This window comes from Microvirga sesbaniae (assembly GCF_025460805.1).
Taxonomy (GTDB): domain Bacteria; phylum Pseudomonadota; class Alphaproteobacteria; order Rhizobiales; family Beijerinckiaceae; genus Microvirga; species Microvirga sesbaniae.
The window spans coordinates 20,692-35,110 of sequence record NZ_JAMXFJ010000024.1 but is presented as its reverse complement, the minus strand read 5'-3'; the positions used below and the strand labels follow the sequence as shown (position 1 = coordinate 35,110).

The following is a 14,419-nucleotide window of genomic DNA, read 5'->3' as shown; positions in this document are numbered from 1 at the left end:
GAGTCGACTTTCGGCGAGTGCTGTCGTGATTACCGATCCTCTCTTCTATGCCGCCGCCATTCCCGCGGTGATCCTGCTCGGCCTCGCCAAGGGCGGCTTCTCGGGGCTCGGCGCCCTCTCGCTTCCCCTGATGGCCCTCGTGGTCTCGCCCGTCCAGGCGGCCGCCATCACCCTGCCGATCCTGATCGTCCAGGACGTGGTGTCCGTCTGGGCCTACCGGCACGCCTGGGACCGGCGCAACGTGGTGATCCTGCTCCTGGGGGCCATTTCGGGCATCGTCACGGGCTATCTCCTGGCCGCCCAGGTCTCGGATGCGGCGGTCAAGCTGGCGGTCGGGGTTATCTCGGTGGCCTTCGCTGTCCGCCGCATGGTGGTGGAACGCCGGGCCACCCCGCCGAAGCCCGCGCCGGCCGACGTGCCGCGCGGCATCTTCTGGGGCTGGGTGACCGGCTTCACCAGCATGGTCGCCCATGCGGGCGGCCCGCCCTTCCAGATCTATGTCATGCCCCAGCGCCTGCCGCGCGACATCTTCGTCGGAACGGGGGCCGTGCTCTTCGCGCTCGTCAACTGGATCAAGGTGCCGCCCTATCTGGCGCTCGGACAGTTCACCACGGAGAACATGACGACGGCGGGCGCCCTGTTTCCGGTCGCCATCGCGTCGACCTGGGCCGGCGTCCTCCTGGTGCGCCGCGTCTCCGGCCAGGCGTTCTATACGGCCGTCTATGTCCTGCTGATCCTGGTGGGCGCCAAGCTGATCTATGACGGCGTCGCCGCGTATCTGTGAGGCGCCCATGAAAAAGCCGCCGCTCGTTGGGTGAAGCGACGGCTTCTTCAGGTGGGAAATTGCAGGGAATTCTACGGCTAGTGCAACGCCGATTCGGAGCTTCTCAGTCGCATGATCTCGTCCTTGAGCTGAAGCTTCCTGCGCTTGAGTTCTGCCAGCCTCATGTCATCCGCCGACGGTCTGTTGAGGGTGTCCTGGATCTCGCGCTCGAGGGCGCGGTGCTTCCGTTCCAGTTCCGTCAGGTGATTCTGCAGCGGCATGTCAGTTCCTCCTATTCGATCTACTGACAGGCCGATTGTGGCAGACAGAGTGTGGCGAGTCGAAGGCGAAATTCGAAGAATCGAGAGTAGAAGATGCCTGGGCGATCTTGCTCTCCACAGGGCCCGAGAGCATACTTCCGCCCCTCTTGGCCCAAAGGCAAGTCGGCCGGGCATCTAGCGCATCGGACGGACCCAGAGGGCCGCGTCAGCGGAAAGTGGACCCGGCTTTCGCTTGCGCGGCCCGCTGGGTCCGCCTGATCCGATGCGCCGGTCAAGAGAAGGAGCCTCGGATGAATCCCAAAAGTGGTGTCCACTTTTGGGTCCGAGGCTCTAGCGCATCGGACGGAAAAGTGGACCCGGTTTTCGCTTGCGCGGCCCGCTGGGTCCGCGCCCAACGATGCGCCGCTGGAGGGATTGAGCATCGGATCGATCCCGCCGGTGGAATCCATTTTGGGTCCGTGGCTCTAGGTAATTTCAATGACCGAATTGGCTGAACTTGAAGCGGAATTGGCCCGTCTGAAGCAGGAACACCGCGACCTCGACATGGCCATCGACGCCCTGGAGAGCATGGTCGCCGGCGATCAGCTTCAGGTCCAGCGCCTCAAGAAGCGCAAGCTTTCCCTCAAGGATCAGATCATCCGGCTCGAGGATCAGCTCACCCCCGACATTATCGCGTGAGAATCCAGCGCCTTCGCGGGAACGGCCTTGCCTGCCCGGGGCGGCTTCGCTATTCCGGCTGAAGACTTGAAGGCCTCGAAGCCGGAGCCACGCCATGGCGCATCCTCCCATTGCCATCATCATGGGCAGCCAGTCCGACTGGGCCACCATGCGCCACGCGGCCGAGACGCTCGATGCGCTCGGAATCGCCTACGATGCCCGCATCGTGTCCGCCCACCGCACGCCGGACCGGCTCTTCTCCTTCGCCAAGGGCGCCAGGGCGGAAGGCTTCCAGGTCATCATCGCGGGCGCCGGAGGGGCCGCCCACCTGCCCGGCATGGCGGCCGCCATGACCCCCCTGCCGGTCTTCGGCGTCCCGGTCGAATCCAAGGCCCTGTCCGGCCAGGACAGCCTGCTCTCCATCGTCCAGATGCCGGCCGGCATTCCGGTGGGCACGCTCGCCATCGGACGCGCCGGCGCAGTGAACGCGGCGCTGCTGGCCGCGGCCGTGCTGGCCCTGCACGATTCCGCTCTCGCCGAGCGCCTCGACGCCTGGCGGGCACGCCAGAGCGAAAGCGTGGCCGAGCGCCCCTCCAACGAAGGCTGAGACACCGATGATCCGTCCCGGTTGCACCCTCGGCATCCTCGGCGGCGGCCAGCTTGGCCGCATGATCGCCATGGCGGCGGCGCAGCTGGGCCTGCGGACGCATGTCTACGCGCCGGAGGAGAACAGCCCGGCCTTCGAGGTCGCGACCGAAACCACCATTGCGGCCTATGAGGACGAGGCGAACCTGGTGCGCTTCGCCAGGGCGGTCGACGTGGTGACCTACGAATTCGAGAACGTGCCGAGCGAAACGGCCGCCACCTTGAGCGCCCATGCCCTGCTGGCCCCCAACGCCCAGGCCCTGGCCGTGTCGCAGGACCGCTTCCTCGAGAAAAGCTTCATCGCCGGCCTCGGCATCGCGGTCGCGCCCTTCGCGCCGGTGTCCAGCGAGGCGGAATTGGCCGAAGCCGTCGAGCGCATCGGCCGGCCCGCCGTGCTCAAGACCCGCCGCTTCGGCTATGACGGGAAGGGCCAGGTGAAGATCGGCCCCGAGACCGACCCGGTCGCGGCCTGGGACGAGATCGGGCGCGCCGCCTCGATCCTGGAGGGTTTCGTGCCCTTCGAGCGGGAGGTTTCGGTGGTCGCCGCGCGAACGGCGTCCGGCGCGTTCGCGGCCTATGATCTGTGCGCCAACGAGCACCGCAACCATATCCTCGACACCACGGCGGTTCCGGCCGGCGTTTCGCCCGACACGGAGGAGCAGGCGGTCCGGATCGCCCGGTCGATCGCCGAGGCCCTGGATTACGTGGGCGTTCTCGCCGTCGAACTGTTCCTCGTCACCGGGGACGGATCCGAGCGCCTGGTGGTGAACGAGATCGCCCCCCGGGTGCACAATTCCGGCCACTGGACCCTGGGGGGCGCCGCCACCTCGCAGTTCGAACAGCATGTGCGGGCGGTCTGCGGCTGGCCTCTGGGGGAAACCGCCCGCCTCGGACGGGTCGAGATGAGGAACCTGATCGGGCACGACGCCGATGCCTGGGAGGAGATCCTGGCCGAGCCGGGGGCTCATCTGCACCTCTACGGCAAGACGGAGGCCCGCGCGGGCCGCAAGATGGGACATGTCACCCGGGTTTTCCCGGACCGGGGCTGAACCATTCGAGACCGGGGCCGTTGTCCCCCTGGACCGGCGCTTTTCTTGAGAAGCAACCCTGGACAGGCAAGGCTTCTTCTGGTATCGACGCCGACCAGATAGAGGTGCGCATGACGCGCCTCATTGTTTTTTTGTCACAATCGAAACGGTTCAAACACGAGGAATTCGCGTGCAGGTTCTTGTCCGGGATAACAACGTCGATCAGGCGCTCCGCGCTCTCAAGAAGAAGATGCAGCGTGAGGGCATCTTCCGCGAGATGAAGCTTCGCGGTCACTACGAGAAGCCGTCCGAGAAGAAGGCCCGCGAGAAGGCTGAGGCCGTTCGCCGCGCCCGCAAGCTGATCCGTAAGCGCATGCAGCGCGAAGGCCTGCTGCCTTCCAAGCCCCGTCCGACCCGCTAAGCTCTTCGAGCAGGCCTCGAAAAAGGCCTCGCCGACCGGTTGTGAACCAGCGCCCGTCGCGCAAGCGGGGCGCTGTTTGCATGTCTGGGGCTCGTTTTGCCCGGAGCGAACTCAGTTGCATTATCTCTTGCATCGGCGCCTTTTTGATGCCTTGTTTCACGGCTGTTAAGGATTTCCCGCCAGAGTGCCGCTCCCTGGTACCGTGAGTAAACAAGCTGGAGACGAAGGTGTTCGCCCCATCGATTCGCCGTTTAGCCCCCCTGAGCCTGACCCTCGTTGCCCTTAGCCTCGCGGCCTGCACCACCACGGGCGGCGGACCCAGCCAGCGCATTGCCGTCGTGGAAGAGGACACGCAGGGGACGAGCACGGTCAACATCTCGTCCCTGTCGGACGTGATCCAGCGCAACCCGAACGATCCGAGCGCCTACAACACCCGCGGCGCCGCCTATGCGCGCGTGGGGAACTACAGCAGCGCCATGGCCGACTTCTCCAAGGCGGTGCAGCTCGATCCGAATTATGCACCGGCTTACACCAACCGCGCCCTCGCCCTGCGGCAGACGAACCGCAACGACCAGGCGCTCGCCGACTTCAGCCGGGCCATTCAGGCCGATCCGAACTATGGCCCGGCCTATATCGGACGCGCCAACCTGTACCGCGCCCAGAACCAGTACCAGGAAGCCCTCAGCGACCTGAACATGGCGACCCGCCTGCTGCCCGAATCCGCCGAGGCGCTCCACTCGCGCGGCCTGCTCTACCAGCGCCAGGGCATGCACCCCCAGGCCATCCTCGACTTCGACGCCACCATCGACCGCAATCCCTTCGTCGGCGCGCCCTACGCGGCCCGCGGCCAGAGCTTCGTGGCGACGAACCAGTACGACAAGGCCATCGAGGACTTCAACGCGGCCCTCAACGTGAACAACAAGGACGCCGATTCCTGGGCCTGGCGCGGCGTGGCCCTCGAGCGCAAGGGCGACCGGAGCCAGGCTCTCGAGAGCTACCAGCGCGCTCTCGCGCTCGACAACAGCAACAGCGTCGCCCGCCAGGGCAGCTCCCGGCTGCAGGGCGGCGTGGCAGGCCTGTTCCGCTCGTAAGGGCCGTCGCGGGAGGCGGCGTGAACCCGGCCCCTCCCCTGCGCGCACCATCGCCGACATCCAAAATCGTCTCGAAGCGCATGCGGGCCTGCATGCGCTTCTTTCGCATGTGGAGGGTCTCGGGCTTCCCGATGCCCGGATCGGCGCCGGCAGGATCGTCTGGATCCGATCGTGCGGCCGACGCCGGCCTTCGCACTCAAGATGGACGTTGACCGGGAACGCATCCGGGCAAAGGCGTGGGCGGCCCGCTGGCCGAAGCCGACGATGCTCAAGACCTGGGAGGAGGCCTATCCCGATCCTCACACCTCCTTGGACAGGATCGAGACATAAGGCTCGAAGCCGAAGGCCCGGTAGGTGCGGTCCGCCCTCTCATTGGCCACCAGGACGCCGATGAAGAGCCGCTTGAGCCCCGCTTCCTTGGTCAGGCGCTCGGCCTCCTTGAGCAGCATCTGGCCGATGCCGCGGCCACGCCAGTCGTTGTGCACGATCAGGTCCGTGACCGTTCCGTGATTGCGGAAGCCGTCGGCCACATAGGCGGCGTCCTGGTCGAGGGAGAAGCCCATGGCGCCGACCGTCGCCCCTTCCGCCCGCGCCAGCACGATGCGGCCGTTGCGCCGGGACAGACGCTGCATCAGCTCGTCGTAATATTCCGCCGCAGCCTTGTAGTCGCGCCGCCGGTCGCCGACGAGGTCGGCCTCGAACACGTTGAGCTGGTGGATGAGCTCGATGACGGCCTCCCGGTCGGCTGGAAGGGCGGTGCGGAGGGTAATCGGGGACATGTCAGGGTCCGGCAAAACGCATCGGGGTTCGCGTTAAAGCAGATTTCATCCCCTGCGTCATGACCTCACTTTCCCCGTCACGGCCGGGCTCGTCCCGGCTAGGCCGATGCGGTGGGGCGCTGCGCCGGAGCGCGGCGTCTGACACCTCCGGTTCTGCCGCCTCTCCCATCATGGACGGCCAGTCATCACCCTCCTCTCGCCGGCCATCCCGATTCGGTGAAGCGCGGCGTTCCAGATAATCGGGATCACCGGGACGAGCCCGGTGATGACGTGGAGAAGGGGGCAAGGGCCGGTGACAACACCCTCCAGGTCATGGCCGGCCTTGTGCCGGCCATCCCGATGCGGTGAGGCGCTGCGCTCCCAACAATCGGGATCACCGGCACGAGGCCGGTGATCCCGATCAAGGACACGAACATGCCCGGCGCCGGGCCGGGCATGAAGCATTCGCGGTCAGGATGCGTCAGAGGTTCTTCAGGATCTCGTCAACCACCTTCTTGGCGTCGCCGAAGAGCATCATGGTGTTGTCGCGGAAGAACAGCTCGTTCTCGACGCCCGCATAGCCCGAGCCCATGCCGCGCTTGATGAACAGCACGGTCTTGGCCCGCTCCACGTCGAGGATCGGCATGCCGAAGATCGGCGAGGACGGATCGGTCTTCGCGGCCGGGTTGGTCACGTCGTTGGCTCCGATGACGAAGGCCACGTCGGCCTGCGGGAATTCGCCGTTGATGTCCTCGAGTTCGAACACCTCGTCGTAGGGCACGTTGGCTTCGGCCAGGAGCACGTTCATGTGGCCGGGCATGCGGCCCGCCACCGGGTGGATGGCGTACTTCACCTCGACGCCCTCGGCCTTCAACTCGTCGGCCATCTCGCGCAGCGCATGCTGCGCCTGGGCGACCGCCATGCCGTAGCCGGGCACGATGATGACCTTGGCGGCGTTCTTCATGATGAAGGCGGCGTCGTCCGCCGAGCCCTGCTTGACGGGCCTGGACTCGACAGCCCCGCCGGCGGCGGCGGCCGTCTCGCCGCCGAAGCCGCCGAGGATCACGGAGATGAAGGAGCGGTTCATGCCCTTGCACATGATGTAGGACAGGATCGCGCCCGAAGAGCCGACCAGGGCGCCCGTGATGATGAGCGCGAGATTGCCGAGGGTGAAGCCGATGCCGGCGGCCGCCCAGCCGGAATAGGAATTGAGCATCGACACCACCACCGGCATGTCGGCGCCGCCGATGGGGATGATGAGCGTGACGCCGAGCACGAAGGAGACGAGCACGATCAGCCAGAAGGCCGCATGGCTCTCCGTGCGGATGAAGGCGACGAGCAGGACCAGCAGCAGGAGGCCGAGGCCGATATTGATGAGGTGGCGGCTCGGCAGCAGGATCGGCTTGCCGGACATGCGCCCGTCGAGCTTCAGGAACGCGATCACCGAACCGGTGAAGGTGATGGCGCCGATCGCGACGCCGAGCGCCATCTCGAACAGCGAGCCGCCGTGGATAGTGCCCACGGAGCCGATCCCGAAGGCCTGGGGCGCATAGAGCGCGCCCGCCGCCACCAGGACCGCCGCGAGACCGACCAGGGAGTGGAACGCGGCGACCAGCTGGGGCATCGCGGTCATGGGCACGCGCCGGGCGACCACCGCTCCGACGCCGCCGCCGATGGCCAACCCCAGGATCACCAGGGCCCAGCCACTGAGCCCGCTCGGCGGGGATACGAACAGGGTGGTGAGGATGGCGATCCCCATGCCCACCATGCCGTAGAGGTTGCCCTGCCGGGACGTGGTCGGGTGAGACAGGCCCCGCAGCGCCAGGATGAACAGGACGCCCGAGACGAGGTAGAGGATCGAGGCTAGATTGGCCGACATCGCCTCACCCCTTCTTGCGGTACATGGCGAGCATGCGCTGGGTCACCAGGAAGCCGCCGAAGATGTTGATGGACGCCAGGACGAGGCCGATGAAGCCGAGCACCCGGGCCCAGATCGGCCCTTCGCCGAGGGCGGGCGCCACGTCCACGCCGACGGCCAGAAGGGCGCCGACCACGATCACGGACGAGATGGCGTTGGTGACCGACATGAGCGGCGTGTGCAGCGCCGGGGTCACCGACCAGACCACGTAGTAGCCGACGAAGATGGCCAGGACGAAGATGGCGAGACGGAACACCGTCGGGTCGACGGCCCCGTGGGTGACGGCCGCGGCGGCGGCCCCGGCCGCATCCGCCACCTGATCGGCGATGGTCTGAGCGGCTTCGGCCGAGCGGCGGGCAGCCTCTGCCGCCGCTCGGGCCTGTTCGACGGCCTGTTCGGGCGTAAGCGTTGCCATGGTGTCCTCCCCTGGACGGTTCAAGCGGTCGGCTGGAAGGCGGTGTGAACGATGGCGCCGTCACGGGTCAGGCAGGTGGCCTTGACCAGCTCGTCGTCCCACTTCACGGCCAGAGCCTTGGTTTCCTTGTCCACCAGCGTCTCGACGAAGGCGTAGAGGTTCTTCGCGTAAAGGCTGGAGGCCGTGGCGGCGAGGCGCCCGGGCACGTTGAGATGGCCCACGATCTTCACGCCGTTGTGCTCCACCACCTGCCCCGGCTGGGCCAGCTCGCAATTGCCCCCGCGCTCCACCGCCAGATCGACGATCACGGAGCCGGGCTTCATGGATTCCACCATGGCGCGGGACACGAGCTTCGGCGCCGGCCGGCCGGGGATCAGGGCCGTGGTGATGACGATGTCCTGCTTGGCGATATGGGAGGCGACCAGCTCGGCCTGCTTGGCCCGGTACTCGGCCGACATCTCCTTGGCGTAGCCGCCGGCGGTCTCGGCCTGCTTGAACTCCTCGTCCTCCACGGCGACGAACTTGGCGCCCAGGCTCTCGACCTGCTCCTTGGCGGCCGGGCGTACGTCCGTGGCGGTCACCACGGCGCCGAGGCGGCGGGCGGTCGCGATGGCCTGGAGGCCGGCGACGCCGGCGCCCATGACGAAGATGCGCGCGGCCGGTACCGTGCCGGCCGCGGTCATCATCATCGGGAACGCCTTGCCATACTCGGCCGAGGCATCGATCACCGCCCGGTAGCCGGCGAGATTGGCCTGGGAGGACAGCACGTCCATGACCTGCGCGCGGGTGATGCGGGGCATCAGCTCCATGGAAAACGCGGAGACCTGCGCGTCGGCCAGGGCCTTGAGGGCCGCGTCCTGGCCGTAGGGATCCATGATGGCGATGACGAGCGCGCCCGGCTTGGCGCCCTTCAGCTCGCCCTCGGCGGGGCGGCGGACCTTGAGGACGATGTCGGCATCCTTCAGGGCCTCCCCGGCGGTTCCGGCAATCGAAGCGCCGGCGGCCTCGAAGTCCGCATCGGGGATGCCCGCCTTGGCTCCCGCCCCGGCCTGCACGACCACGTCGGCGCCGAGGCCTTTGTATTTCTTGACCGTCTCGGGGGTGGCGGAAACGCGAGTCTCCGCTCCATCGGTTTCGGAGAGAACGGCGATCCGCATGCAGGCCCCCTAAGATGTGGTCAACGGCTTGGGTACAAGCTCTTGTCTCGTTTCTGTCAGGCGATCGTCAGCCGCTCAGTAGAAGATGAGCGCCAGCAGGAGGAGGACGCCGACCGCCGCCGGAGCCCGGACCCCGATGGACGGAGCCATCGCGCCGATGCCGCCCGCCACGAGGGAGAGGATCACGCCGAAGATCGCCGTCAGCCAGGCATGCTTGATGCCGCCGACCGCGAGGGCCAGCACGTGGCAGATGATGACCGCCGTGGCGATTTCGGCAAACTGGACAAATCCCTGATAGGTCGCCTCATGAGCGCGGCTGTCCATATCCGGACTGTAGCCCCCGTGCGGCGCATGTTTTGTATCGGCCATGTTTCAAAGCCCTGTTCAGCGTCACTTGTTAACTGCTGCGTTTAGCGCATGCGGTGAGGAGCCGCAATCTTTCGAATGGCTCCAAACGAAAACTTTATGAATGCTTCGCGCCGCATGCGGCGATGCGCAGACTCGGATCATTAACATCGGACGGGTCCGAAAGGTGCCCGCCTCTGGTCCCGAGGGCGTCTCGCTCATGCGATCCCGAGAAACGCGCGCCACTGGGGCAGGCACACGGTCTCGTAATCATATTTCGCGACCGCGATCCGGCGGGCCTCGGCCGCCATGGCGGCGGATCTCTCCTTCTCCGCGAGCGTTTCACGCACCCGCTCGGCCAGGGCCTTCTCGTCGAAGAAGGGGAAGAGGCGCCCGTTCACCCCGTCCTGAATGACCTCCCGCACCGGCTCGGTGTCCGAGGCCACGATCCGGCATTCGAGCGCCATGGCCTCGATGGACGACCAGGACAGCACGAAGGGATAGGTCATGTAGACATGGGCCGAGGAGACCTGCAGGACCTTCACGAACTGGTCATAGGGCAGGTTTCCGACGAAATGGACCCGGGACCAGTCGACCGGACGCTCGATGCGGGCCTTGAACACGTCGAACCACGACTGCCCGTCGGGCGCGGAGCCGGAATAGCTCGTGCCCCGGCCGCCGACGATGACGACCCTGAGCTCGGGATCGATGTCGAGGAGATGAGGCAGGCTCTTGAAGACTACATGCGCGCCGCGCATCGGCTCGATGTTGCGGGTCACATAGGTGACCACGGGCTTCTCGCGGGTGAGCTGCGGCCCGCCCTCGCCGAGCTGGATCCTGACCTGCGGGTCCGGCAGGAGCTTGTGGGTATCGATGCCGTCATGGATGATGGCGAGCCGGTCGCGCAGGTAAGTGGGAAACGTGTCCCGCTGGTAGCGGGTCGGAGCCACGGCCAAGTCGGCGGCGTCGAGAGCGCCGAGCTGCATGGAATTCTTCAGGCGCAGGCGCCAGATCACCTCCTCGTTGGTGACCGGGAACTCGGGATCGAAATCCAGGTCCTGGCCCTTGGCGTGGTAATAATATTCGAAATAGGCCACATGGCGGGCCCTGGGCCAGATGTCCTTCAGGAACAGGTTCTCGCCCCAGCCGGTATTGACCACGACCACGTTGGGCTCGAAGCCCTGGCTCGCCAGCGCCTTGGCCCTGTAGGCGACCCCATAGGCCCGCCGCAGGCGGGGAATGACCGGGGAGTAACGGTTCTGGTAGGGCGCATCGTCCGGCCCCGGCACCGCGTCGTAGGAGAAATACTTCACGCCCGGGATGGCGCATTGCTTGACCATCCCGAGCCCCACGACCTCATGCCCCTCGGCCACGAAGGTCCGGGCGAGGCGCAGGAACTGGCCAGGAAAGTTCTGGTGAACGAAAGCGATCTTCATCGGTTGCCCCTACCCTATCGTTAGGCTGTAAGGCCAACCGGCGAAAAATGCAACCTCATTACACCGGGTTTGGTAAACCGGACGCGGCCAGCGCCTCCTTCTGCTTCTGCTCCAGGCCGTCCAGGGAGAAACGGTCGATTTCGTTCTCGAACAACCGGTGATAGTTCAGCTCGGCCTTCAGGTGCAGGAAGACCGCGCCCAGGCCCACGGCCGCCCGGTCCATGAACACGAACTCGCGCGGGACGGTGACCGGCCCCTTCTCTTTCAGGGCCTTGTGGACCTCGAAGGCCTGGCGGCGGCCGTACTCGCCGGGCTTGACCCCGTCGGCCACGGTGCGGACGCGATCGTCGAGGAGCGGCGCGTAGATGAACCGCGCCCAGATGTTGAGGATGTCGATCAGCTCGTTCGACAGGCTCTTGAAGCCCCAGGTCTCGTAGGCGTGGACGACCCGGGACCGGTCGTCCGTCTGAAGGCCGCGATAGAGATCGACCACACCGCCCACGAAGCGAGGATGGAAGATGCGGATGCAGCCGTAATCGAGCAGGTTGATGCCCTGCGCCTCCCCGTCCTCGGAGAACACCGTGTAGTTGCCGAGATGCGGATCGCCGTGGATCACGGCCGCATGGCTGAAGGGGTGCCACCAGGCCTTGAACATGGCCACCGCCAGCCGGTTGCGGATCTCGACCGGAGCCTCGGTGAAGCCGAGGATCTTCTCGCCCTCGAGCCATTCGAGGGACAGAAGCCGCCGGGTGGACAGGTCCGGATGAACCCGGGGCACCCGGACCTGCGCCACATCGGCCAGGGTCTGGGCGTAGAGGGCCGCGTGCTTGGCCTCGCGCTCGTAGTCGAGCTCCTCGCGCACCCGTTCGCCGATCTCCTTGGCGATCTCGCGGGTGTCGATGGCGGGATCCATGCGCCGGTGGAGGGCGAAGACGAGCTCCAGCTGCTTGAGGTCCGCCTCCACGGCCGACTGCATGTCGGGATATTGCAGCTTGCAGGCGAGCTGCTCGCCCTCCTTCGTGGTCGCGCGGTGAACCTGGCCGAGGGACGCGGCGGCGGCCGGGTTGAGATCGAAGGAGCCGAACCGGCCCTGCCATTGCGGTCCCAGCTCCGCCTGCATGCGCCGCTTCACGAAGGCAGCCCCCATGGGCGGCGCCTCGCTCTGGAGCTTCTGCAGCTCGGCGGCGTATTCCGGCGGGATCAGGTCCGGGATGGTGGCCAGAAGCTGCGCCACCTTCATGATCGGCCCTTTCAGCCCGCCGAGCGCCTGCGCCAGCACGGCCGCGTTGGAGGCGTCACGCGCATCGCCGCCGAACAGCCGGGCGCCGGCCATGCGGGCCGCGACTCCGCCCATATTGGCGCCCACGCGGGCGTAGCGGGCGGCGCGCGCGGAGAAGCGGTTCGCTTCGCGGTCGGAATTGGCCATGACGTGGAATCTCTTGCTCGGAACTGGAGAGCTTTAGATATGGCGTGGTCTGCGGAGCGCCAGGGCGGCCCTCCGCGGCCATTTACCGGGGTCGGTCGTGCCTGCTACAGGAAGAAATCTCCGGCTTTCAGGCTGCGGATCGCCATGAGGCGGATGACGCCCTCGGCATCATGATCCGCGTCCGTGTTCAGCAGGACCCGCGCTTCCGATCCTGCAACCTCGTACCGGACCTGCCCGGGCGCCGTGAAGTCGGCCCGGCCTATAAACACGAAGGCTTGATCGCCGCCGCGGAGGGTGTTGGCATCGATCGCGGCCAGATCCAGGCGATCCCGAGCGCTCCGGCTGAAGTCGGCGACCACATCGGCATGGACCAGATCCGGCCCGGCCGACCCGGCCGATGACCACCGGAACACATCACCCCCCGCCCCTCCGGACAGCCAATCCTTTCCGGGGCCGCCGACGAGGGTATCCCGTCCGGCATCGCCGGATAGTCTGTCGTCGCCGGCATGGCCGGAGATGCTGTCGTCGCCGCCGCCGCCGCGGAGCGTGTCGTGGCTCCCGGAGCCCTTGAGCACGTCGCCGAACGGACTGCCGAGGGCGCCCTGGATGCCGACCAAGCGGTCGCCTGCGGCATCGCTTCCCGCCTGGGTCTTCCGCGCGAGGTCGATGCGCACGGGGCCGGAGGCATCGCGGTAATCGGCATAATCGATGCCGCTGCCGCCCGACAGGAGATCGGCACCCGGTCCGCCACGCAGGGTGTCGTTGCCGGCGCCGCCGTACAGCGAGTCGTCGCCGCCGCCGCCCAGGATGCGGTCGTTGCCGCCGCCGCCGCTGAGCACGTCTGCTGCGTCGGCCCGCACGTCGGGACCGGCGCCGGACCTGAGATCCAGACGGAAGATCCTGCCCCCGTAATCGACGAGGTAGAGGTTGCCGGATCCGTCCTCCCCGAGTGACGAGACGGAACCGATCGGGCCGCCGCCGACGGCGACCTGCCCGGTCAGATCCTTGAACGACCATGACCCGGAGGCGCGCTGCAGGGTCCAGATCCCGCCCGTGCCGAAATCCGAGAAGAAATAGACCCCCTGGAAATCCGGCTCCGGCCCGCGATAGACATAGCCGCCCGTGACCGCGATCCCGAGATCGCGCCCGTAAGCGTAGATCGGGTTCGTGAAGTTCGGAAACGCCCGGGGATCGAACGGGCCCTCGGTGGCGCTCCAGCCGTAATTGGCGCCGGCCCGCCCGAGATCGATCTCCTCGGTGGTGTTCTGACCGACATCGCCGATCAGCATCTCGCCGGTCAGCCGGTCGAAGCTGACGCGCCAGGGATTGCGCAGGCCGGCCGCGTAGATGCCGGTGCCCGCCGCGCTGCCGGCAATACCCTCGATCGACGACGGGTTGTCCGGCGGCAGGGCATAGTTCCGGATCGGGTCGGACGGGAAGGCGTCGCCTTTGACGTCGAGCCTGAGGATCTTGCCGAGCTGGTTGCCGAGGCTTTGCGCATTGCCTCCGTTCGCGCCGTCGCCGGTCGCCGCGTAGAGATACCCGTCCGGTCCGAAGCCGATCCACCCGCCGCGGTGATTGGTGGACGTGGGATAGTCGATCCGGTCGATGAGCCGCATGCTGCCGGGGTCCGCAACGAGCGGGTTCGACGCCTGGGTCCTGTATTCCCGGATCTCCACGTCGCCGGATGTCGTGCTGAGATAGACGTAGAACGTCCGGCTCGTGGCGAAGTCGGGCGCGAAGGCGAGCCCGAGGAGGCCCTGCTCCCCGGCGGTCGCGACCTGCGACGAGACGTCGAGAAAGGATCCGCCGAGGGACTGGCCGGTGGAGGTGTCGTACACCTTCACAAGCCCGCGCTTCTCGAGGATGAACAGGTGCCGGGAATCGCCCGGGGCCGCGGTCAGGTAGAGAGGATTGTCCAGGCCGGACACGATCATGGTGGCGGCCGCCGTGGGCGGTGTCCGGGCATTGGGATCGTATCCGTAGATCGTGTCCGCGGCGCCGGTCCCGCTCAGCCGGTCCTCAGCCTGACTCCCGATACGAACCGCCATGGTCGACCCTCCCGGTCCAGCCCCATC

General features: G+C 67.0%; 15 protein-coding genes. 6 read left to right on the top strand and 9 right to left on the bottom strand.

Features of this window, described 5'->3' with window-relative positions:
* The first annotated feature begins 25 nt into the window (after positions 1–25).
* Positions 26–784, top strand: coding sequence for a sulfite exporter TauE/SafE family protein (locus OCW50_RS24215; RefSeq protein ID WP_262299283.1), 759 nt, complete (start codon positions 26–28; stop codon positions 782–784).
* Between the two features lie 77 nt (positions 785–861).
* Here the strand turns inward: OCW50_RS24215 and OCW50_RS24210 are convergent, their stop codons facing one another.
* Positions 862–1,044 carry a YdcH family protein gene (locus OCW50_RS24210; protein WP_262270343.1) on the bottom strand — a complete coding sequence of 61 codons (183 nt, stop codon included), beginning with the start codon at positions 1,042–1,044 and terminating at the stop codon, positions 862–864.
* Between the two features lie 477 nt (positions 1,045–1,521).
* On the opposite strand from OCW50_RS24210, the gene OCW50_RS24205 reads away from it, so the two are divergent.
* The 5 genes from OCW50_RS24205 to OCW50_RS24185 all read left to right on the top strand — a co-directional run bounded on the left by OCW50_RS24205 (position 1,522) and on the right by OCW50_RS24185 (position 4,886).
* Entirely contained in the window at positions 1,522–1,722 is a 201-nt protein-coding gene (locus OCW50_RS24205) for a YdcH family protein (RefSeq protein WP_036355000.1), read from the top strand.
* 94 nt (positions 1,723–1,816) lie between these two features.
* On the top strand, positions 1,817–2,308 hold the full coding sequence (purE, locus tag OCW50_RS24200; protein WP_262299282.1) for a 5-(carboxyamino)imidazole ribonucleotide mutase: 492 nt from the start codon (positions 1,817–1,819) through the stop codon (positions 2,306–2,308).
* Between the two features lie 7 nt (positions 2,309–2,315).
* A complete protein-coding gene (locus OCW50_RS24195) occupies positions 2,316–3,395 on the top strand; it encodes a 5-(carboxyamino)imidazole ribonucleotide synthase (RefSeq protein ID WP_262299281.1) in 1,080 nt (359 codons plus the stop codon).
* A 169-nt stretch (positions 3,396–3,564) separates the two neighbouring features.
* Positions 3,565–3,795, top strand: a complete 231-nt coding sequence (rpsU, locus tag OCW50_RS24190) for a 30S ribosomal protein S21 (RefSeq protein WP_009763401.1) — start codon at positions 3,565–3,567, stop codon at positions 3,793–3,795.
* A 227-nt stretch (positions 3,796–4,022) separates the two neighbouring features.
* Complete coding sequence (locus tag OCW50_RS24185) at positions 4,023–4,886, top strand: tetratricopeptide repeat protein (RefSeq protein WP_262270345.1); 864 nt, start codon at positions 4,023–4,025, stop codon at positions 4,884–4,886.
* 299 nt (positions 4,887–5,185) lie between these two features.
* On the opposite strand, the gene OCW50_RS24180 is transcribed toward OCW50_RS24185, so the two are convergent.
* From OCW50_RS24180 to OCW50_RS33250, 8 genes are all read right to left on the bottom strand, one after another.
* The gene (locus OCW50_RS24180; protein WP_262270347.1) at positions 5,186–5,665 is read right to left on the bottom strand and encodes a GNAT family N-acetyltransferase; all 480 of its coding nucleotides are present in this window, start codon (positions 5,663–5,665) and stop codon (positions 5,186–5,188) included.
* 460 nt (positions 5,666–6,125) lie between these two features.
* Positions 6,126–7,523: an NAD(P)(+) transhydrogenase (Re/Si-specific) subunit beta gene (locus OCW50_RS24175; RefSeq protein WP_262299280.1), complete on the bottom strand. Its 1,398-nt coding sequence runs from the start codon at positions 7,521–7,523 to the stop codon at positions 6,126–6,128.
* A gap of 4 nt (positions 7,524–7,527) precedes the next feature.
* Positions 7,528–7,977, bottom strand: a complete 450-nt coding sequence (locus OCW50_RS24170) for a proton-translocating transhydrogenase family protein (RefSeq protein WP_262270349.1) — start codon at positions 7,975–7,977, stop codon at positions 7,528–7,530.
* Positions 7,978–7,997: 20 nt separating this feature from the next.
* Complete coding sequence (locus OCW50_RS24165) at positions 7,998–9,134, bottom strand: Re/Si-specific NAD(P)(+) transhydrogenase subunit alpha (protein WP_262299279.1); 1,137 nt, start codon at positions 9,132–9,134, stop codon at positions 7,998–8,000.
* 75 nt (positions 9,135–9,209) lie between these two features.
* Positions 9,210–9,503 (bottom strand): aa3-type cytochrome c oxidase subunit IV, encoded by a 294-nt coding sequence (locus OCW50_RS24160; RefSeq protein ID WP_262299278.1) that lies wholly within the window; start codon positions 9,501–9,503, stop codon positions 9,210–9,212.
* A 194-nt stretch (positions 9,504–9,697) separates the two neighbouring features.
* A complete protein-coding gene (locus OCW50_RS24155; protein WP_262299277.1) occupies positions 9,698–10,915 on the bottom strand; it encodes a glycosyltransferase in 1,218 nt (405 codons plus the stop codon).
* A 58-nt stretch (positions 10,916–10,973) separates the two neighbouring features.
* Positions 10,974–12,341 carry an ABC1 kinase family protein gene (locus OCW50_RS24150; RefSeq protein ID WP_262299276.1) on the bottom strand — a complete coding sequence of 456 codons (1,368 nt, stop codon included), beginning with the start codon at positions 12,339–12,341 and terminating at the stop codon, positions 10,974–10,976.
* 104 nt (positions 12,342–12,445) lie between these two features.
* Entirely contained in the window at positions 12,446–14,392 is a 1,947-nt protein-coding gene (locus tag OCW50_RS33250) for a PQQ-dependent sugar dehydrogenase (protein ID WP_315974467.1), read from the bottom strand.
* Positions 14,393–14,419: the final 27 nt, after the last annotated feature.

Excerpts from the sequence above, each read along its gene's own strand:
- OCW50_RS24210 (WP_262270343.1), bottom strand. The coding sequence starts at position 1,044 with ATGCCGCTGCAGAATCACCTGACGGAACTGGAACGGAAGCACCGCGCC.
- OCW50_RS24205 (WP_036355000.1), top strand. The coding sequence starts at position 1,522 with ATGACCGAATTGGCTGAACTTGAAGCGGAATTGGCCCGTCTGAAGCAG.
- purE (WP_262299282.1), top strand. The coding sequence starts at position 1,817 with ATGGCGCATCCTCCCATTGCCATCATCATGGGCAGCCAGTCCGACTGG.
- OCW50_RS24195 (WP_262299281.1), top strand. The coding sequence starts at position 2,316 with ATGATCCGTCCCGGTTGCACCCTCGGCATCCTCGGCGGCGGCCAGCTT.
- OCW50_RS24180 (WP_262270347.1), bottom strand. The coding sequence starts at position 5,665 with ATGTCCCCGATTACCCTCCGCACCGCCCTTCCAGCCGACCGGGAGGCC.
- OCW50_RS24175 (WP_262299280.1), bottom strand. The coding sequence starts at position 7,523 with ATGTCGGCCAATCTAGCCTCGATCCTCTACCTCGTCTCGGGCGTCCTG.
- OCW50_RS24170 (WP_262270349.1), bottom strand. The coding sequence starts at position 7,977 with ATGGCAACGCTTACGCCCGAACAGGCCGTCGAACAGGCCCGAGCGGCG.
- OCW50_RS24165 (WP_262299279.1), bottom strand. The coding sequence starts at position 9,134 with ATGCGGATCGCCGTTCTCTCCGAAACCGATGGAGCGGAGACTCGCGTT.
- OCW50_RS24160 (WP_262299278.1), bottom strand. The coding sequence starts at position 9,503 with ATGGCCGATACAAAACATGCGCCGCACGGGGGCTACAGTCCGGATATG.
- OCW50_RS24155 (WP_262299277.1), bottom strand. The coding sequence starts at position 10,915 with ATGAAGATCGCTTTCGTTCACCAGAACTTTCCTGGCCAGTTCCTGCGC.
- OCW50_RS24150 (WP_262299276.1), bottom strand. The coding sequence starts at position 12,341 with ATGGCCAATTCCGACCGCGAAGCGAACCGCTTCTCCGCGCGCGCCGCC.
- OCW50_RS33250 (WP_315974467.1), bottom strand. The coding sequence starts at position 14,392 with ATGGCGGTTCGTATCGGGAGTCAGGCTGAGGACCGGCTGAGCGGGACC.